At 64.0% G+C, this 19,075-nt stretch carries 11 protein-coding genes, 1 pseudogene and 2 riboswitches; of the genes and pseudogenes, 2 read left to right on the plus strand and 10 right to left on the minus strand.

All coding sequences use genetic code 11. The features are described 5' to 3' along the window. Positions 1 to 92: 92 nt before the first annotated feature. The 4 genes from gcvP to ACUXH0_RS07570 all read right to left on the minus strand — a co-directional run bounded on the left by gcvP (position 93) and on the right by ACUXH0_RS07570 (position 5,526). Entirely contained in the window at positions 93 to 3,032 is a 2,940-nt protein-coding gene (gcvP, locus tag ACUXH0_RS07555) for an aminomethyl-transferring glycine dehydrogenase (RefSeq protein WP_004628678.1), read from the minus strand. A gap of 84 nt (positions 3,033 to 3,116) precedes the next feature. Then, positions 3,117 to 3,497: a glycine cleavage system protein GcvH gene (gcvH, locus tag ACUXH0_RS07560; protein WP_004628679.1), complete on the minus strand. Its 381-nt coding sequence runs from the start codon at positions 3,495 to 3,497 to the stop codon at positions 3,117 to 3,119. A gap of 47 nt (positions 3,498 to 3,544) precedes the next feature. Then, positions 3,545 to 4,672: a glycine cleavage system aminomethyltransferase GcvT gene (gene gcvT, locus ACUXH0_RS07565; protein ID WP_004628681.1), complete on the minus strand. Its 1,128-nt coding sequence runs from the start codon at positions 4,670 to 4,672 to the stop codon at positions 3,545 to 3,547. Between the two features lie 129 nt (positions 4,673 to 4,801). After that, a riboswitch (glycine riboswitch) is annotated at positions 4,802 to 4,929 on the minus strand. Positions 4,930 to 4,941: 12 nt separating this feature from the next. Continuing rightward, positions 4,942 to 5,039, minus strand: a riboswitch (glycine riboswitch). Positions 5,040 to 5,199: 160 nt separating this feature from the next. Then, entirely contained in the window at positions 5,200 to 5,526 is a 327-nt protein-coding gene (locus tag ACUXH0_RS07570) for a hypothetical protein (protein ID WP_004628683.1), read from the minus strand. Positions 5,527 to 5,799: 273 nt separating this feature from the next. Here ACUXH0_RS07570 and ACUXH0_RS07575 point away from each other — a divergent pair, with 273 nt between their 5' ends. Further along, positions 5,800 to 7,920, plus strand: a complete 2,121-nt coding sequence (locus tag ACUXH0_RS07575) for a UvrD-helicase domain-containing protein (RefSeq protein WP_012436712.1) — start codon at positions 5,800 to 5,802, stop codon at positions 7,918 to 7,920. 541 nt (positions 7,921 to 8,461) lie between these two features. Here ACUXH0_RS07575 and ACUXH0_RS07580 read toward each other — a convergent pair. Continuing rightward, positions 8,462 to 9,550 carry an ABC transporter substrate-binding protein gene (locus ACUXH0_RS07580; protein ID WP_004628686.1) on the minus strand — a complete coding sequence of 363 codons (1,089 nt, stop codon included), beginning with the start codon at positions 9,548 to 9,550 and terminating at the stop codon, positions 8,462 to 8,464. Between the two features lie 254 nt (positions 9,551 to 9,804). On the opposite strand from ACUXH0_RS07580, the gene hemN reads away from it, so the two are divergent. Beyond that, on the plus strand, positions 9,805 to 11,289 hold the full coding sequence (gene hemN / locus ACUXH0_RS07585; protein ID WP_012436711.1) for an oxygen-independent coproporphyrinogen III oxidase: 1,485 nt from the start codon (positions 9,805 to 9,807) through the stop codon (positions 11,287 to 11,289). Between the two features lie 24 nt (positions 11,290 to 11,313). On the opposite strand, the gene pyk is transcribed toward hemN, so the two are convergent. The 5 genes and pseudogenes from pyk to gcl all read right to left on the minus strand — a co-directional run bounded on the left by pyk (position 11,314) and on the right by gcl (position 18,972). After that, positions 11,314 to 12,792 carry a pyruvate kinase gene (pyk, locus tag ACUXH0_RS07590; protein ID WP_012436710.1) on the minus strand — a complete coding sequence of 493 codons (1,479 nt, stop codon included), beginning with the start codon at positions 12,790 to 12,792 and terminating at the stop codon, positions 11,314 to 11,316. 626 nt (positions 12,793 to 13,418) lie between these two features. Beyond that, positions 13,419 to 14,738 (minus strand): glycerate kinase type-2 family protein, encoded by a 1,320-nt coding sequence (locus ACUXH0_RS07595; protein ID WP_012436709.1) that lies wholly within the window; start codon positions 14,736 to 14,738, stop codon positions 13,419 to 13,421. A gap of 77 nt (positions 14,739 to 14,815) precedes the next feature. Further along, positions 14,816 to 15,751 (minus strand): annotated as a pseudogene (glxR, locus tag ACUXH0_RS07600) (2-hydroxy-3-oxopropionate reductase); the annotation flags it as partial. Between the two features lie 619 nt (positions 15,752 to 16,370). After that, positions 16,371 to 17,153, minus strand: coding sequence for a hydroxypyruvate isomerase (hyi, locus tag ACUXH0_RS07605; RefSeq protein WP_012436707.1), 783 nt, complete (start codon positions 17,151 to 17,153; stop codon positions 16,371 to 16,373). A 43-nt stretch (positions 17,154 to 17,196) separates the two neighbouring features. Beyond that, positions 17,197 to 18,972, minus strand: a complete 1,776-nt coding sequence (gcl, locus tag ACUXH0_RS07610; protein ID WP_012436706.1) for a glyoxylate carboligase — start codon at positions 18,970 to 18,972, stop codon at positions 17,197 to 17,199. Between the last annotated feature and the right edge of the window lie 103 nt (positions 18,973 to 19,075).

Genomic DNA, 19,075 nt, shown 5'->3' on the forward strand with positions numbered 1-19,075 from the left:
GCACGGGTTGTTCAGATGCAAACGGCCGCCCCGTGGTGCGAGGCGGCCGCCTGTGGCGTAGCGCGATGGCAATCGCGCACCGGGTCGCCGGCTTAGTCCTGCGCGTACTCGCTCATCGGCACGCAGGCGCAGAACAGGTTGCGATCGCCGTAGACGTTGTCGGCGCGGCCAACCGGCGGCCAGTACTTGCGTGCGCGCAACGATGCCACCGGGTAGGCGGCCTGCTCACGCGTGTACTTGTGCGACCAGTCATCGGCCATCACCACGGCTGCGGTGTGCGGCGCGTGCTTGAGCGGGTTGTCTTCGCGGTCGAATTCGCCCGAGATCACCTTGTCGACTTCGCCGCGGATGGCGATCATCGCGTCGATGAAGCGGTCGAGTTCCACCTTCGGCTCGCTTTCGGTCGGCTCGATCATCAGCGTGCCCGGTACCGGGAAGCTCATCGTCGGCGCGTGGAAGCCGAAGTCCATCAGGCGCTTGGCGATGTCTTCGTTGCTGATGCCCGATTCCTTCTGCAGCGGACGGATATCGAGAATGCACTCGTGCGCTACCAGCCCGTGCGCGCCCGTGTACAGCACCGGGTAGTACGGCGCGAGACGCTTGGCCACGTAGTTGGCCGACAGGATGGCCGTCTCGGTGGCGGCGGTCAGGCCGGCGGCACCCATCATGGCGATGTACATCCACGAGATCGGCAGGATCGACGCCGAACCGAATGCCGACGCCGACACGTTGCCGATGTTCTGGCTGGCATCTTCACCCGACGCCGCGCGGCCGGGCAGGAACGGCGCGAGGTGCGCACCCACGGCCACCGGACCAACGCCCGGGCCGCCGCCGCCGTGCGGAATGCAGAACGTCTTGTGCAGGTTCAGGTGCGAGACGTCGCCGCCGAAGTGGCCCGGTGCGGCGGTGCCGACCATGGCGTTCATGTTGGCGCCGTCCACGTAGACCTGGCCGCCGTGGCTGTGCACGATTTCGCAGACGCGCTTCACGCCTTCCTCGAACACGCCGTGCGTGGACGGGTAGGTGATCATGATCGCCGCGAGGTTCTTGCTGTGCTCGGCCGCCTTCTTCTCCAGATCGGCCAGATCGACGTTGCCGCGCTCATCACACGCCACGACAACGACCTGCATGCCGGCCATCTGCGCCGATGCCGGGTTCGTACCGTGCGCCGACGATGGGATCAGGCACACGTTGCGGTGCGCTTCGCCACGGCTGGCGTGGTAGGCGTGAATGATCAGCAGACCGGCGTATTCACCTTGCGAACCCGCGTTCGGCTGCAGGCTCACGGCGGCGTAGCCGGTAGCGGCGCACAGCATCTGTTCGAGCTGGTCGATCATCTCGCGGTAGCCGACGGTCTGGTCGGCCGGTGCGAACGGGTGGATGTTCGAAAACTCGGGCCACGTCACCGGCAGCATTTCTGCGGTGGCGTTGAGCTTCATCGTGCACGAGCCCAGCGGGATCATCGTGCGGTCCAGCGCGAGATCCTTGTCGGCAAGGCTGCGCAGGTAGCGCAGCATTTCGTGCTCCGAGTGGTGCGCGTTGAACACCGGGTGCGTCAGGTACGCGCTTTGGCGCACCAGCGAGGCCGGATACGCATCGGCCACGCCCGCTTCGGTCTGGTCGAAGTCCGGTGCGGCGGCGTGGGCGGCATGCGCGAAGACTTCCCACAGCGCCACGACGTCGGCGCGCGTGACGGTCTCGTCCAGCGAGATGCCCAGTCGTGCGTCGTCGATCTGGCGCAGGTTGATGCCGTGCGCCTGTGCTGCGATGTGCAGGTTCGCGGTGCGCGGGCCAGTGACAACGGTCAGCGTGTCGAAGAAGGCGTCGGATTCCAGCGTGTAGCCGATTGCGCGCAGGCCGGCGGCCAGCGTGGCGCTCAGGCGGTGCACGCGCTGGGCGATGCGCTTCAGGCCTTGCGGGCCGTGGTAGACGGCGTACATCGATGCCATCACCCCCAGCAGCACCTGCGCGGTACAGATGTTCGAGGTCGCCTTCTCACGACGGATGTGCTGTTCGCGCGTTTGCAGTGCGAGGCGGTAGGCCGGATTGCCTTGCGCATCGATCGTCACGCCGACCAGTCGGCCGGGCATCGAGCGCTTGAACGCATCGCGCACGGCCATGTAACCGGCGTGCGGGCCGCCGAAACCGAACGGCACGCCAAAACGCTGCGTGTTGCCGATCACGACGTCTGCACCCCATTCGCCCGGCGCGGCCAGCAGCGTGAGTGCCAGCAGGTCGGCGGCGGCTACGACCAGACCGCCGGCGGCGTGCACGGCATCGGTCAGGGCCTGGTACGTCGCCAGATCGCCCAGCAGCGCACCGTTGGCGCCCGGGTATTGCAGCAGCACGCCAAACGCGTCGTGCTTGGCCGCATCGGCCGCCGGGCCGGTCACCACTTGCACGCCGATCGGCTCGGCGCGCGTGCGCACGACTTCCAGCGTTTGCGGCAGCACGTCGTCCGCCACGAAGAACACGGTCGACTTCGACTTGCCAATGCGCTGCAGCAGCGTCATGGCTTCAGCTGCGGCGGTCGCTTCGTCCAGCATCGACGCATTGGCGATGTCCATGGCCGTCAGGTCGATCACCATCTGCTGGAAGTTCAGCATCGCTTCCAGGCGGCCCTGCGAGATTTCCGGCTGATACGGCGTGTACGCCGTGTACCAGGCAGGGTTCTCGAGGATGTTGCGCAGGATGACGCCTGGCGTATGCGTGCCGTAATAGCCCTGGCCGATCAGGCTCTTGACCACGCGGTTCTGCCCGGCGATGCCGCGCAGCTTGGCAAGCGCCGCTTCTTCGGTCAGCGGCTGCGTGAATTCGCCCAGCGGCATGCCGTCCTGGCGGCGGATGGCCGGCGGAATCACGGCGTCGATCAGCGCGGCGCGGCTGGTGTAGCCCAGCGTGCCGAGCATGGCGGTCTGCTCGTCGGCAGACGGGCCGATGTGGCGGTGCGCGAAGGCGTCGCGCGCCTCCAGGTCAGCCAACGTCGGGCGTTCGGCGGCAAGCGCCGAGGAAGCGGGGTGCGGAGCGTTCATGGCAAGGGCTCGAAATTCAGGCGATGCAAGCAATGGCCGATGCGCAGCGCAGGTCAGGGCGCGCGCACCGGCCGGAGGACCGGCTTAGCCGATCTTGGCTTCGTAATCAGCAGCCGACATCAGGGCGTTCACGTCGTCGGCGTTGGCCGGCTTGATCTTGAACAGCCAAGCGTCGTAGGCGCCTGCGTTCACGGATTCCGGCGCGCCCGCGGCATCTGCGTTGTTGGCGACGATCTCGCCGGCCACCGGGGCGAAGATGTCGGAAGCGGCCTTGACAGACTCCACCACGGCAATCGCTTCGTCCTTGGCGACGGCGCGGCCGGCTTCCGGCAGCTCCAGGAAGACGATGTCGCCGAGCTGTTCCTGCGCGAAGTCGGTAATGCCGATGGTCAGCGTGCCGTCGGCTTCAACGCGGATCCACTCGTCGTGTTCGGTGTACTTCAGATCGGCGGGGACGTTGCTCATGAAAGGTTTCTCCGGAAGATGGGTATGGGGGAATGCAGATTCGGTGTTCAGCTGACCAGCGCCTTGCCATTGCGCACGAACGGCAGTTTAACCACAGTCGCGGTCAACTTGCGGTCGCGAATTTCGACCTGCACGTCGGTGCCGACGGGCACCTCCTTGGGCAGGCGCGCCAGTGCGATGGAGAGCGACAGGCTCGGGCTGAACGTGCCGCTGGTGATCTCGCCGTCACCGGCGGCGGTGATGACTTTCTGGTGGGCGCGCAGCACGCCGCCCTTGTCGCGCAGGATCAGGCCGACGAACTGTTCGCGTTGTCCACCGGCTTGCAGCGCGGCCTTGCCGGTGAAGTCGCGTTCGCTTTGCAGGTCGACCGTCCAGGCGAGGCCGGCGTCGAGCGGCGAGACGTGCTCGTCCATGTCCTGGCCGTAGAGGTTCATGCCGGCTTCCAGGCGCAGCGTGTCGCGCGCGCCGAGGCCTGCCGGGCGCACGCCGGCCTGCAGCAGGCGCTCCCACACGCCCGCGATCTGCGCGGCCGGCACGACCAGTTCGAAACCGTCTTCACCGGTGTAGCCGGTTCGGGCCACCATGATCTCGCCCACGTTTTCCACGGTCACAAAGCCCGCGTTGAACGGCTTCAGCGCGTCGCCCACGGCCTGCGAGCCGGGCAGCGCGGCGTAGGTCTTGGCACGCGCGTTCGGGCCCTGCACCGCCAGGATGCCCAGTGGCTCGGCACCCGCGTTGTTGTCGGAGCGGCGCGGCGTGATCGTCACGTCGGTGCCGGCGGCGGCGTTCTGCGCGACGATCCATTCCAGGTCCGTCGGGGCGGTGCCTGCGTTGACCACCAAGCGGAACCAGTCTTCGCGGAAGAAGTAGACGATCAGATCGTCGATCACGCCGCCCTTGGGGTTCAGCATGCAGCTGTAGAGCGCCTTGCCGGGCGTCTGGAGCTTGTCGACATTGTTGGCGAGCAGCCCACGCAGGAAGTCGCGCACGCGCGCGCCGGTGAGGTCGACCACGCACATGTGCGAGACGTCGAAGACGCCGGCGTCCTGGCGCACGGCGTGGTGCTCTTCGATTTGGGAGCCGTAGTTGACGGGCATGTCCCAGCCGCCAAAGTCGACCATGCGGGCGCCCAGCGAGCGGTGGATGGCATTGAGCGGCGTGTGTTGGAGCGTCATGGAATCTCTCGGCAGAGGCGCCGCCACTGTGGCCGGGCGCGGCGCGTTATTCGGGACCAGAAAAGCAAAAAGGCCACCCGCGCAGCCTGATGCCTCATGGTGACGCCATGAAGATCAACAAGCTGCGCAGATGGCCCCTCTGTCCTTGGTACCTGAGAGATTGCGAAGCGGGGCGCATAGCGGTGCGCGCCGTTCGTGAGCCCCTTCGGTGGGCGCCCGCAGTGGTCGTGCGGCGCCAGCTCTCCAGAGTGCGGTCGGACGCATGTCCGCCGATCCGCCCGGTCCTGGATGCCTGAGAGTTTTCGGGTGCTACCCCTTCGGCGGCGCCTTGCCGTGTACGGCGGGCACGCTCTCCCGGATGGATGGGCGGAATTTACGGAAGGGGGATGGGATTGTCAATCAGGACAAATCGATGGCGCATTTTGGCAGCCACACAGCCAAAAACGGCCACACCTTCGGGGCGCTGGCGGGGCCGCCAACCCAAAGCGTGTGGCCGGAGTGCGGCTGTTGGTTGGTGTTGCTTCGACTTACTTGCCGATTTGGCGACTGACCTGGTTTTCCTGCTGGTTCAGCGTGCGCTGTTCCTGCTTGGTGATGTGCCCACCGTTTTGCGAGGCCATGTCGCGCTCTTCCTGGCGAATCTGGCGGTCTTCCTTGTGCAGCTGGCGCGCCTGGCCCTTGGTGATTTCGCCTTCCTTCACTTCGTTGTGGATACGCTTGTTCTGGTTGGCGAGGCGGTGGTTGACCTCGGCGCGGCGCGGGTGGTCCTTTTGCCATTGCGTCTGGGCGAAGGCGCCGGTGGTGGCGGACAGGGCGACGGCGGTTACGGCCAGGATCTTGGCGATGCGGTTCATGGTTTCTTCCTCCGGTGGGCGGCTGACCGATTCAGCCGCTGTCCCGTCCATAACGGCACGTTTTGGCTCCGGGCTGACCGCCATCGTGTAACGGGGCGTAAGCGGTGTAACGGCCGGAAGCAAAGCGAGGGGCGCAAACGCGTGCGGTGCGGTATTGGCACCTCCGACAGCGCCCCGGCAAACGGCTTTTCATCGGCTCAATCGATGCAAACGCGCCGTGCTACCATCGCCCTCCGCTGTCGTTCCCGCCTGCTTTTTCTTCCGCCTGTTCCCATGTCTTCCGGTCTCGCCCACGGGCTCAATGCTGCCCAATCCGAAGGTGTGCATTACCTCGACGGCCCATGCCTGGTGCTGGCCGGGGCGGGCTCGGGCAAGACGCGCGTGATCACGCAGAAGATCGCGCACCTGATCCTCGACAAGGGCTTCGAGCCGCGTCACATCGCCGCCGTCACGTTCACCAACAAGGCGGCCAAGGAAATGCAGGAGCGCGTGGCCAAGCTGATGGACGGCAAGACGCGCGAAGACGGCAAGCGCATTCCCATCAAGCAGTTGACGGTCTGTACGTTCCACTCGCTGGGCGTGCAGATCCTGCGGACCGAAGCCGAGCACGTGGGCCTGAAGCCGCGCTTCTCGATCATGGATTCGGACGACTGCTTCGGGATGATCCAGGAGCAGTTGGCGACCACCGACAAGCAGTTGATCCGCCGCGTGCAGAGCACGATCTCGCTGTGGAAAAACGGTCTCGTCGATCCGGACACCGCGATTGCCGAGGCGCTCGCCAACAACAATGTTGATGATCACCAGGCGGCGCTCGTCTACCGCAACTACGTGGCGACGCTGCATGCGTATCAGGCGGTGGATTTTGACGACCTGATCCGGATTCCCGCCGAGCTGTTCGCGCGCAATGAAGAGGTGCGCCTGAAGTGGCAGAACCGTCTGCGCTACTTCCTCGTCGATGAATACCAGGACACCAACGCTTGCCAGTATCAACTGTTGAAGCTGCTGGCGGGGGGCTCGCACTTGCGTGCGCCGGCCTTCACGGCGGTGGGCGACGACGATCAGGCCATCTATGGCTGGCGGGGCGCCACGCTCGACAACCTCAAGCTGCTGCAGACGGATTTCCCGAACCTGAAGGTGATCAAGCTGGAGCAGAACTACCGCTCCACGGTGCGTATTCTGAATGCCGCCAACGCGGTCATCGCACAGAACCCGAAGCTGTTCGAGAAGACGCTGTGGAGCGAGCACGGCATGGGCGACGCGATCAACGTGACGAGCGCCAATGACGAGGAGCACGAGGCCGAGAGCGTCGTCTTCAAGCTGTCCGCCCACAAGTTCGAGCGCCGCGCGCAGTTTCGGGATTACGCGATTCTGTATCGCGGCAACTTCCAGGCGCGTCTGTTCGAGCAGATCCTGCGGCGCGAGCGCATTCCGTACGTGCTCTCGGGTGGGCAGAGCTTTTTCGACAAGGCCGAGATCAAGGATCTGTGCGCGTATCTGCGCCTGATTGCCAACGCGGATGATGATCCTGCGTTCATCCGCGCCATCACCACACCCAAGCGCGGCGTGGGGAATGCGACGCTCGAAGTGCTGGGTTCGTTTGCGGGGCAGGCCAAGGTGTCGCTGTTCGAGGCGGCGATGATGGGTGGTATCGAAGCACAGCTTGCGCCGCGCCAGCTTGAGCCGTTGCGCGTGTTCTGCGAGTTCATCGTGCGGCTGTCGGACCGCGCCGCCAAGGAGCCTGCTGCCACGCTGCTCGACGAGATGATGGAAGGCATCCATTACGAGGCCTACCTGTACGACACCTATGACGAGCGCCAGGCCCAGAACAAGTGGACCAACGTGCTGGAGTTTCTCGACTGGCTCAAGCGCAAGGGCACCAAGCCGGAGAAGGAAAGCGAAGAAGACGCCACCGGTTTCGACAATGCCGATGGCCTGATGGACGCCGGCAAGAACCTGCTGGAACTCACGCAGACCATCGCGCTGATCAGCATGCTCGAAGGCCGGGAAGAGGACCCGGATGCGGTGCGCCTGTCCACGCTGCATGCGAGCAAGGGGCTGGAGTATCCGCACGTGTTCCTGGTCGGCGTGGAAGAGGGCATCCTGCCGCACTGCCGCGAAGACGATGAGTTGACCGACGAGAAGATCGAAGAAGAACGGCGGCTGATGTATGTGGGTATCACGCGGGCACAGCGCAGCCTGCATATCAGCTGGTGCAAGAAGCGCAAGCGCGCGAGAGAGACGGTGGTGTGTGAGCCGTCGCGCTATATCGCCGAGATGAAGCTTGGGGAAGATGCCGGCCCGACGCCGGAGGACACCATGCCGGCGATGTCGCCGAAGGATCGGTTGGGGGCGTTGAAGGGGTTGTTGGCGGCTAAGAAACCTGTGGCTTCGTGAGGGGGTTTTGGTTTTTGGTTTTGGTGCATCCCTTGTTTCATCCCCTGCCGGGGCTGACTCACTTTCTTTGTCTTGCCAAAGAAAGTAAGCAAAGAAAGGCGCGCCCGAGATGGCGAAAGATTCCTTCAATTTCCGTAACCGGGCGGAGGCGGGGAAAACTCGCTGCGCTCAGACAGTTCCCCGCCTTTTTTCCGCCCGCTTACGAAAATTGAAGGCGCCATCTAGGGCAGGAAAGTCAAAGGACAAAAGCCACACCCTCGGGGCGCAAGCCCAAACGAAAAGGCCAACCTCACGACGGGTTGGCCTTTCTCTTTTGACGTTGAGCCCTTGATGGCGCCTTGAATTTTTGTGAGCGGGCTGGAAAAGGAAGGAGGCTTGTCTGAGCGCAGCGAGTTTGCCTCCTTCCCCGCACGGTCACACAAATTCAAGGGGAAGTCGCCATCTCGGGCGCGCCTTTCTTTGCTTACTTTCTTTGGCAAGACAAAGAAAAGTAAGTCGGTCCCGGCAGGGAACGAAAGGAGGGCGGACCACCAAGCCAGAATCAATTCCCCGCTCCCTGAATGTAATTCAGATCAACAAACTCGCTTCCCCGATTTCCACGCGTGAAATCCAGCGTGAACCCGCCCACATCAACGCGCGTCTGCAACGCGCGCCGCAGTTCCACGCCGGTCATCTTGCCGCCCGCGGCATTCATCGCCTGAATCAAATACACCGCGGCGATATACCCCGATAGCGTCGCAGCGGAAGGCGGTTCATCCAGAAACTGCTTCATCCGCGCCATATGCTCGCGCGCGACTTTGGTGACGCCGCTGGCCGGGTTTGGCACCGTCTGGGCGAGCAGCATGCCGCCGCTGTAGCCGGAGCCCAGGATTTCGCGCGCCACTTGAGGGTTGACGGACGACAGCCCGACCAGAAAGCCATACCAGCCCTGCTGCGCCAGCGCACGTCCGACGGTGGCGTAGGTGAGCGTGTCGCCGGCGATGATCACCGCTGTTGGCTTTGTCGGCGCGATGCGGGCCGCAAGCTCGGCCGGGTCTCCGGTAAGTGTGTAAAGGTCCAGCGTTTCGGCAGCATTTCCCTTGGCGATCGAGCCACGCAGACGCACCCCGAGTTGCGGATCGAAGCCCGCTGCCGTGACGAGTGCAATCCGCCGCATGCCGAACTGCCGCAGCCGGTTGTGCGCGGCGACGATTTCGTGGTCGTAATCGGGGCGGATGAACAAAACGTTGTCGGCGGTCGACGTCGCACCTGAGAGCGGGGCGAGCAACGGCACATTGCGCCGTGCGATCTCGGGAGACGCTGCCAGCACCGGCAGCAAGCGTTCGCTTACGCCAAAGAGCAACTCGACATGGTCGCGTTCGATCATGTCAACGGCCTGCGGGATGGCTTCGTTGAGCGCCGCCTCGCGCCGGACGAGGCTGATGCGCCGGCCCTTGATGCCGCCGCTCTGGTTGGCTGCATCGAAAGCCACCTTGGCGCCCGCCATGAAGTCGCGCGCATAGTCGGCCTGGTCTGCGCCGCGCTCGATCAGTTGCCCCACGACGAACGACGTGCCTTGCGCATGCGCCGTCAGCGTGACGGCCGCCCAGGCCAGTGCGCACGCGCCGCGGCGTGCCAGTCTCTGCCACATGGTGCTTCCCCCAAAAGACGAGTCGACGGCCTGTGCTGTTGTGTTGTTTTGACGGCCTGCGTACGACGGGCGACGAGCCCTTGGCGCCGATCGCCGATGTTAGGGGGCAGAACATGACAGATCGGTGAAGTTGGGGCCCTCCCAACGGAGGGTGAGGCGCGTTTGAACAGGCGTTGACGGACGTTGACACACATCAACGCGGCGCCCACATCGCAGTTTTAGGATGAGGCATCGCCCCCACAACGATCGCCCCCATGTTTCCGTTCGCCAAGCCGGCCGACAATCCGTCCGCCGCAAATGACACCGCCTTCCGCTGGTCGGCGCCGCAGGTGCGCGCGCTCGCGCAGCGCTTTGATACGCACGGCCCGCGCTACACCTCGTACCCAACGGCCGACCGCTTTCACAACAAATTCGGCAACGCCGATTACCTCGACGCCTTGCACCGCCGCGCCGCGATCGCGCCCGCGCTGCATGCGCCGCTGTCGCTGTACATGCACCTGCCGTTCTGCGCGAACCTTTGCTACTACTGCGGCTGCAACAAGGTCATCACAAAGGATCACTCCCGCAGCGCACGGTACGTTGAAACGCTCGCCCGCGAGATGGCGATGGTCGCCAACCAGATCGGCCCACTGCGCCGCGTGACGCAGTTGCATTGGGGCGGCGGCACGCCGACTTTTCTTGCGCACGACGAAATGCGTGCCGTGATGGCCGCCACGCGCGAGCATTTCGACGTGGCCAACGATGGGGAGATCTCCGTCGAACTCGACCCGCGCCATGCCGACGACGCCACGCTCGAAGTATTGGCCGAGATCGGTTTCAACCGCGCAAGCCTGGGCATCCAAGACTTTGACCCCGACGTCCAGCGCGCGGTCCACCGCATCCAAAGCGTGGAAGAGACACGTCGCGTGGTCGACACCGCGCGCCGGCTGGGCTTCGAGTCGATCAGCTTCGACCTGATCTACGGCTTGCCATATCAGCGCACGGAAACCTTCAACGCCACGCTGGATCGCGTGCTGGAGATGGCGCCCGATCGGCTGTCCGTCTACAGCTATGCGCATCTGCCGCACCTGTTCAAGGCGCAGCGCCGCATCGACATGCTCACGCTGCCTACCGCCGACGAAAAGCTCGACTTGCTCGCCATGACGGTCGAGCGGCTCGTCGCCGAAGGCTATGTCTACATCGGCATGGATCACTTTGCGCGGCCTGACGATGCACTCGCCGTCGCACAGCGTGAAGGGCGGCTGCAGCGCAATTTCCAGGGCTATTCCACGCACGCCGATTGCGACATGCTGGCGTTTGGCGTGTCCGCCATCAGCCGCGTGGGCGATGTGTATGCGCAGAACGAAAAGGATCTCGACGCGTACTACGCTCGCATCGACGCAGGCGAGCTGGCCGTGCTGCGCGGCATGTCGCTCACGCCGGACGATCACGTGCGCCGCGCGCTGATCGGCGAGCTGATGTGCGGATTTGAATTGAACATGCGCGCATTCGGCGCGCGCCACGGGCTGGACTTCAAGCGCAGTTTTGCGGACGAGTTGCAGGCGCTGGCGCCGCTGGAAGAAGCCGGGCTGGTGAAGGTCGGGGACGAGCGCATCGTCATCACACCGCAAGGGCGGCTGCTCGTGCGCCGCATCGCGATGGTGTTCGATGCGCACCTGCGCGAGGCGGGCACGGAGCGCGCGATGGAAGCCGAGGGCAAGCCCGTCACCTTTGTCCCGCGCTACTCCAAGGTGGTCTGACCTTCCTGCTGGCCCGAAGCCACGTCAGACCGTTGCCGGTTCGGGCTGCAGTGCAGTGGTTTGCGTCTGGGCGCTGACCAACGTCTGTGGCCATATTTCTGCCAGGCGCAGCAGGTTGGTTGACCCGGCCTGACCGAACGGCATGCCCGCCGTGATGGCGATCTGGTCGCCCGACACGGCAAAGCCTTCACGCGCGGCGGCGCGGCACGCCGCGTCCACCATCTCGTCGACATTGCTCACATCGGGGCTGACCGTGCTATGCACGCCCCACGCGATCGCCAGCCGGCGCGCTGTATCCAGGCGCGGCGTGATGCTGACGATGGGCGCCAGTGGCCGCTCGCGTGCGGCGCGCAGGCTCGTCTTGCCGCTGGACGTGTAGGTGACGGTAGCCACTGCACCCAGGATGTGCGTGACGTCGCGCAGGGCTGCGCAGATGGCATCCTGGCGCGTGGGCAGCGGCGGTTGATGCTGCGCGTCGATCAGGTTGCGGTACAGCGGGTCGCGCTCGGTCTCGGCAATGATGCGGTTCATGATGCTGACCGCCGCCACCGGATGCTTGCCGCTGGCCGACTCGGCCGACAGCATCACGGCATCGGTGCCGTCGTACACGGCGCTGGCCACGTCGGAGGCTTCGGCACGTGTCGGCACTGGCGCTTCGATCATCGATTCCAGCATCTGCGTGGCCACGACCACCGGCTTGCCGTGCTGGCGCGCCATGCGCAGGATGCACTTCTGCACGCCGGGCACGCGCTCGGGCGGCAGCTCGACGCCCAGATCACCACGCGCCACCATCAGCGCGTCGGAGGCCTGCACGATGTCTTCCAGATGCAGCAGCGCTGCGGGCTTCTCGATCTTGGAGAGCAGCCCGGCGCGGTCGCCAATGATCTCGCGTGCGGCGATCACATCTTCGGCGCGCTGCACGAACGACAGCGCAATCCAGTCCACACCCAATGACAGCGCGAAGTCCAGATCGCGCAGATCTTTCTCGGTAAGCGCGGGAATGGGAATCACGGCATCCGGCACATTCACGCCCTTGCGGTCGGACAGCGGGCCGCCATCGACCACGCGCGTGACGATGGCCGTCGGGTCGGCGGCTTCCACGGCCAGGCGGATCTTGCCGTCATCGAGCAACAGCGATTGCCCCGGCGCGGCCGCGGCATACAACTCGGGGTGCGGCAGGTGCACACGCGTGACATCACCCGGCGCCGGATCGCGGTCGAGCACAAAGCGATCACCGTTCTTGAGCACGACGCGGCCGTCGGCAAACGTGCCGATGCGCAACTTCGGGCCTTGCATGTCTGCGAGGATGCCGATCGGGCGGCCGGTCTCGGCCTCCACCGCGCGCACGGTGTCGTAGCGCTTGCGGTGGTCTTCGTGCGAGCCGTGGCTGAAGTTCAGGCGGAAGACGTCTGCGCCGGCGTCGAAGAGGGCGCGGATGGTGTCTTTGTCGCTGCTGGCGGGGCCTAGGGTGGCTAGGATTTTGGTATTGCGGAAGCGGCGCATCGTTGATGGCTCCGGTGGCTGGCTATTGCTTGCTGCGTTTGCGGACCTTGGCGGTCCATCTCCCTTTCACCCCCTGCCGGGGGCGACTCACTTTCTTTGTCTTGCCAAAGAAAGTCAGCAAAGAAAGGCGCGCCCGAGATGGCGACCCCTTCCTTGAATTTGTGTAACCGGGCGGAGACGGGGAAAACTCGCTTCGCTCAGACAGTTCCCCATCTTGTTTCCGCCCGCTTACACAAATTCAAGGCGCCATCTAGGGCAAGGTACGGCCACACAATCTGTGTGCTGACCTAGAGGCTCTTGTTTGTTGCTGTTGCTGCTCGCCTTGCTTCGCGTTGTGCTGCTGGGTCCTGCTGCAGTCGTGCTCCGATTGTTTGGCCCTTGGAGCCCTAGATGGCGCGTTGAATTTCTGTTGCAGAGAGGAAAAAGGAAGGGAAACTGTCTGAGCGAAGCGAGTTTTTCCCTTCCCCTCCCTGCGACATAAATTCAAGGAGTCTTTCGCCATCTCGGGCGCGCCTTTCTTTTGCTTACTTTTCTTTGGCAAGACAAAGAAAAGTGAGTCAGCCCCGGCAGGGGATGAAACAAGGGATGAACCAAAAACATCAATCCATCCCCGCATCCGAATCCACTCAGCCAGTAATCAAAATCGCCCGAAAATCATTCACATTCGTCCGCGTAGGCCCAGTCACAATCAAATCCCCCAACGCATCAAAGAACCCATACCCGTCGTTGTTGTCGAGCAATTGCTTCGGCTTCAACCCAAGCGCTTCAGCACGCGCCAGGCTATCCGGCGTAAGAATCGCCCCAGCGTTGTCTTCGGACCCATCGATGCCATCGGTATCGCAAGCAATCGCATGCACACCCGGCAGGCCATCCAACGCCACGCCCAGCGCCAGCAGGAACTCGGCATTGCGCCCGCCGCGGCCGCTACCGCGCACCGTCACGGTCGTCTCACCGCCCGACAGAATCACGCACGGCTTGGTGAACGGCTGATCGCGCGCCACGATCTGCCGCACGATGCCGGCGTGGACTTCGGCCACATCGCGTGCTTCGCCTTCAATGCTGTCCGACAGGATGTGTGCCTCGTAACCGAGCGCGCGTGCCTGCGCGGCGGCAGCTTCCAGCGCGTGCTGGGCCGTCGCAATGACGTGACTGCGATGGCCGTCAAAGCCTGCATCGCCGGGTTTGGGTGTTTCGCCCGCGCCGGTTTCCAGATGACGGCGTACCGCTTCGGGCACGTCGATGCCGTATTTGTCGATCACGGTCAGGGCATCCGCGCAGGTGGTGGCGTCGGGTAGCGTCGGGCCGCTGGCGATGAGCGTCGGGTCGTCGCCTGGAATATCGGAGATCAGCAGCGTCTCGACGCGTGCCGGTGCGCATGCCAGCGCCAGGCGCCCGCCTTTGATTGACGACAGGTGCTTGCGCACGCAGTTCATCTCGCCGATGCTGGCGCCGCTTTTGAGCAGCGCGCGGTTGACGGACTGCTTGTCGGCCAGCGTCAGGCCCTCCGCCGGTGCAGCCAGAAGGGCCGAGCCACCGCCCGAGATCAGGCACAGCACGAGGTCGTCTTCCGTCAAACCATCGAGCAGGCCGACCATGCGTTGCGCAGCGCGTTGGCCGGCTGCATCGGGCACCGGGTGCGAGGCTTCCACCACTTCGATACGGCCTTGTGTGCCAGGCGCGCGGCCGTGCTCGTAACGCGTGACGACCAGGCCAGACAGATCGCCCTTCCAGTGCTGCTCCACCGCCTCGGCCATCGCTGCTGCGCCTTTGCCGGCGCCGATGACGATGGTGCGGCCACGCGGCGGTTCAGGCAGGAATGCCTGCAGGCATTGCGCCGCGCTGACCGCAGCCACCGCAGTATCAAACAGGCCGTGCAGCAACGCGCGCGGCGACGGATTGGGCAAGGCAGCGCGCAGGGCGGCCTGGGCAGACTGGTCGTGGTGCATGGCAGAAAGCGGGGGAGACAGCAAAAAGACTGCCGCCGCCCGAAGGCTGCGACAGTGCACACAACTTAGGCGCGCATTCAGGCGATGTCGTGGTTCGACATGATCTCGATCGCGCGGCACAAGGCCGAATGATCTTGCTTGCCCATGCCGTTGGCGGCGCAGGTGTTGAACAGCTCCTGCGCGGTGGCCGTGTTCGGCAGGGCCACGCCCAGCGTCTTGGCGCCCTGCAGGGCCAGGTTCAAGTCCTTCTGGTGCAGCTCGATGCGGAAGCCCGGGTCGAACGTGCGCTTCACCATGCGCTCGCCGTGCACTTCAAGAATGCGCGACGCAGCGAAGCCGCCCATCAGTGCCTGACGTACCTTTGCGGGATCGGCACCCGCCTTCGATGCAAACAGCAGCGCTTCGGACACGGCCTGGATGTTCAGCGCCACGATGATCTGGTTGGCCACCTTGGTGGTCTGGCCGTCACCGTTGCCGCCGACCAGCGTGATGTTCTTGCCCATCAGGTTGAACAGCGGAGCAACGCGGTCGAACGCAGCCTGCTCACCGCCCACCATGATCGTCAGCGACGCAGCCTTCGCGCCCACTTCACCGCCCGACACCGGAGCGTCCAGGTACTGCGCGCCGGTCTTGTTGATGCGGGCTGCAAAGTCTTTCGTCGCGATCGGCGAGATCGAGCTCATGTCGACGACGATCTTGCTGGCAGCAGCGTCCTTGCCGGCATCCTTCAGCGCCTTGGCGACGCCCTTCTCGCTGAACAGCACGGCTTCAACGTGCGGGGTGTCCGGCACCATGATGAAGATGATGTCGGCGCGCTTGGCGACTTCTTCCGCGCTCGTGCAGACCGTCACGCCGGCTTCCACCAGCGCGGCGGGTGCCGGGTTGACGTCGTGCACGAAGAGCGTGTGGCCTGCTGCGCGCAGGTGGCCTGCCATGGGGGCGCCCATGATGCCGAGGCCGATGAAACCGAGGTTCAGAGTTGCGGTTGCCATGGTGAGGGATCTCCTTGGTTTGGATGTGTTGGTGGTTCGTGGTTCGTGGTTCGTGGTTTGTGGTTTGGGCCTTGGTGGTCCACTCCCTTTTCACCCCCTGCCGGGGGCGACTCACTTTCTTTGTCTTGCCAAAGAAAGTAAGCAAAGAAAGGCGCGCCCGAGATGGCGACCCCTTCCTTGAATTTGTGTAACCGGGCGGAGACGGGGAAAACTCGCTGCGCTCAGACAGTTCCCCGTCTTGTTTCCGCCCGCTTACACAAATTCAAGGCGCCATCTAGGGCAGGGTACGGCCACACAATCTGTGTGCTGTCCCAGCTGGCTCTTGTTTGTTGCTGTGTTGCTCGCTTTGCTTCGCGTTGTGCTGCTCGTGCCTACAGCACTTGTGGTCGATGGTTTGGCCGTTGGAGCCCTAGATGGCGCCTTGAATTTCTGTTGCAGGGAGGAAAAAGAGGGGAGGCTGTTTGAGCGAAGCGAGTTTGCCTCTCCTCCCTCCCTGCGACATAAATTCAAGGAATCTTTCGCCATCTCGGGCGCGCCTTTCTTTGCTTACTTTCTTTGGCAAGACAAAGAAAGTGAGTCAGCCCCGGCAGGGGATGAAACAAGGGATGAACCGCCCCGCCGGAACAAGGCAAACAAAAAATCAAGCAACGTTGTGAGCAGCGCGCCAGCCCAAGCCTTCCACAGTCCCAGCCTTAGGCCTGTACTCACACCCAATCCACCCGGCGTAACCAATCTCATCGAGCCATTTGAACAAGAACTGATAGTTAATCTCACCAGTCCCCGGCTCATTGCGCCCAGGGTTGTCCGCCAACTGCACATGCTTGATCTTGTCCAGATGGCGCTTCAGCGTGCTTGCCACCTCGCCCTCCATCCGTTGCATGTGATAGATGTCGTACTGCACGTACAGGTTGGACGCGTCCACGTCGTTGATCAGATCCAGCGCCTGCTGCGTGCGGTTCAGGTAAAAGCCCGGAATATCGAACGTGTTGATCGGCTCGATCAGCAGATCGATCTTTTCTGCCTTCAGTGCCTTCGCCGCAAACTTCAGGTTCTCCACCAGCGTCTTGCGCGCAGCGTCTTCGCTCACGCCTTCGGGGCGAATGCCCACCAGGCAATTGAGCTGGCGCGCGCCGAGCACCTTGGCGTATTTGATGGCTTCGCCCACGCCGTCCTGAAACTCGCTCACGCGGTCCGGCAGGATGGCGATGCCGCGCTCGCCGCCGTCCCAGTTGCCGGCCGGCAGGTTGTGCAGGACCAGGTCGAGCTGGAAGCGGTTCAGGCGATCGGCAATCTGGTCGGCATGGAACGTGTAGGGAAACAGGAACTCCACACCGCGGAAGCCCGCACGCGCGGCGGCTTCGAAGCGGTCGAGGAAGGCCTGCTCGTTGAACAGCATGGTCAGGTTGGCTGCCAGCTTTGTCATGGTTTCTCCTGTTATCGGACGGTGAGGGAATAGCGCGCCGTCTTTATGCGGTGGCGCCTTCGGCTTCCGTGAGGGTGTCTTCCAGGTCGAGCACCTCTTCAAACTCGACCACGTTGTCGATCTCCGTGCCCATGGCGATGTTCGTCACGCGCTCGAGAATCACTTCCACCATCACCGGCACCGAGAACTCGGCCATGAGCAGGCGAGCCTGCGCAAAGGCGGGTTCGATGTCTTCGGGCTTGAACACGCGGATTGCCTTGCAACCCAGGCCTTCCACCACCTTCACGTGGTCGACGCCGTAGCCGTTCAGCTCTGGAGCGTTGACGTTGTCGAAGGCGAGCTGGACGCAGTAGTCCATCTCGAAGTTGCGCTGCGCCTGGCGGATCAGGCCCAGGTACGAGTTGTTCACCACCACGTGGATGTACGGCACCTTGAACTGCGCGGCCACCGCCATCTCTTCGATCATGAACTGGAAGTCGTAGTCACCCGAGATGGCCACCACGTCGCTGTTGGGCGATGCCACCTTCACGCCGATGGCGGCGGGAATCGTCCAGCCCAGCGGGCCTGCCTGGCCGCAGTTGATCCAGTGGCGCGGCTGGTTGACCGACAGGAACTGCGCGGCAGCGATCTGCGACAGGCCGATCGTGCTCACGTAACGCACGTCGCGCGGGAAGTACTGGTTCATCTCGCGGTACACGCGCTGCGGCTTGATGGGCACGTTGTCGAAGTCCGAACGACGCAGCATCGTGCGCTTGCGCTTCTGCACGTCGGCGTTCCAACTCTTGCGGCACGGCAGTTTGCCGGCGGCCTTCAGCTCACGCGCGACTTCAATGAACTTCTCCAATGCCGCCTTGGCGTCCGACACGATGCCCAGGTCCGGGCCGAACACGCGGCCGATCTGGGTCGGTTCGATATCGACGTGCACGAACTTGCGGCCCTTGGTGTAGACGTCGATGCTGCCGGTGTGGCGGTTGGCCCAGCGGTTGCCGATGCCGAACACGAAGTCCGACGCCAGCAGCGTGGCGTTGCCGTAGCGGTGCGACGTCTGCAGGCCGACCATGCCGGCGTTGAGCGGGTGGTCGTCGGCGAGCACGCCCCAGCCCATCAGGGTCGGGACGACGGGCACGTTCACCAGCTCGGCAAACTCGACCATCAGCTTGGCCGCATCAGCGTTGATCACGCCGCCGCCGCACACCAGCAGCGGGCGCTCGGCCTGGCACAGCATCTCGATGGCGCGCTCGGCTTGGGCACGCGTGGCCGCGGGCTTGTAGACCGGCAGCGGGCTGTACGTGTCGGGGTCGAATTCAATCTCGGCGACTTGCACGTCGAACGGCAGGTCGATCAGCACCGGGCCCGGACGACCCGAGCGCATCAGGTGGAACGCCTGCTGGAACACGCGCGGCACCAGCGCCGGCTCACGCACGGTGACGGCCCACTTCGTGACCGGCTTGGCGATCGATTCGATGTCGACGGCCTGGAAATCTTCCTTGTACAGGCGGGCACGGGGTGCCTGGCCGGTGATGCACAGGATGGGGATCGAGTCTGCCCAGGCCGAGTACAGGCCGGTGATCATGTCGGTGCCTGCAGGGCCCGACGTGCCGATGCACACGCCGATGTTGCCGGGTTCGGCACGGGTATAGCCCTCGGCCATGTGCGAGGCGCCTTCGACGTGACGCGCCAGCACGTGGTCGATGCTCCCGGCGCGACGCAGGGCCGAGTACAACGGGTTGATGGCGGCACCGGGCACGCCGAAGGCCGTGGTGATGCCTTCTTTTTCCATCACCGCAACTGCGGCATCAATCGCTCTCATCTTCGGCATGGGGTGTCTCCAGGAAGGGGAAGGTGGGAATACGTTGGAGTTGATCCTATTCCCGCATGCCGATATGGATAAACGCAGATTTCGTCAGTTGATTGCTAACTCT

Source organism: Ralstonia sp. 110700041-2 (assembly GCF_056280165.1).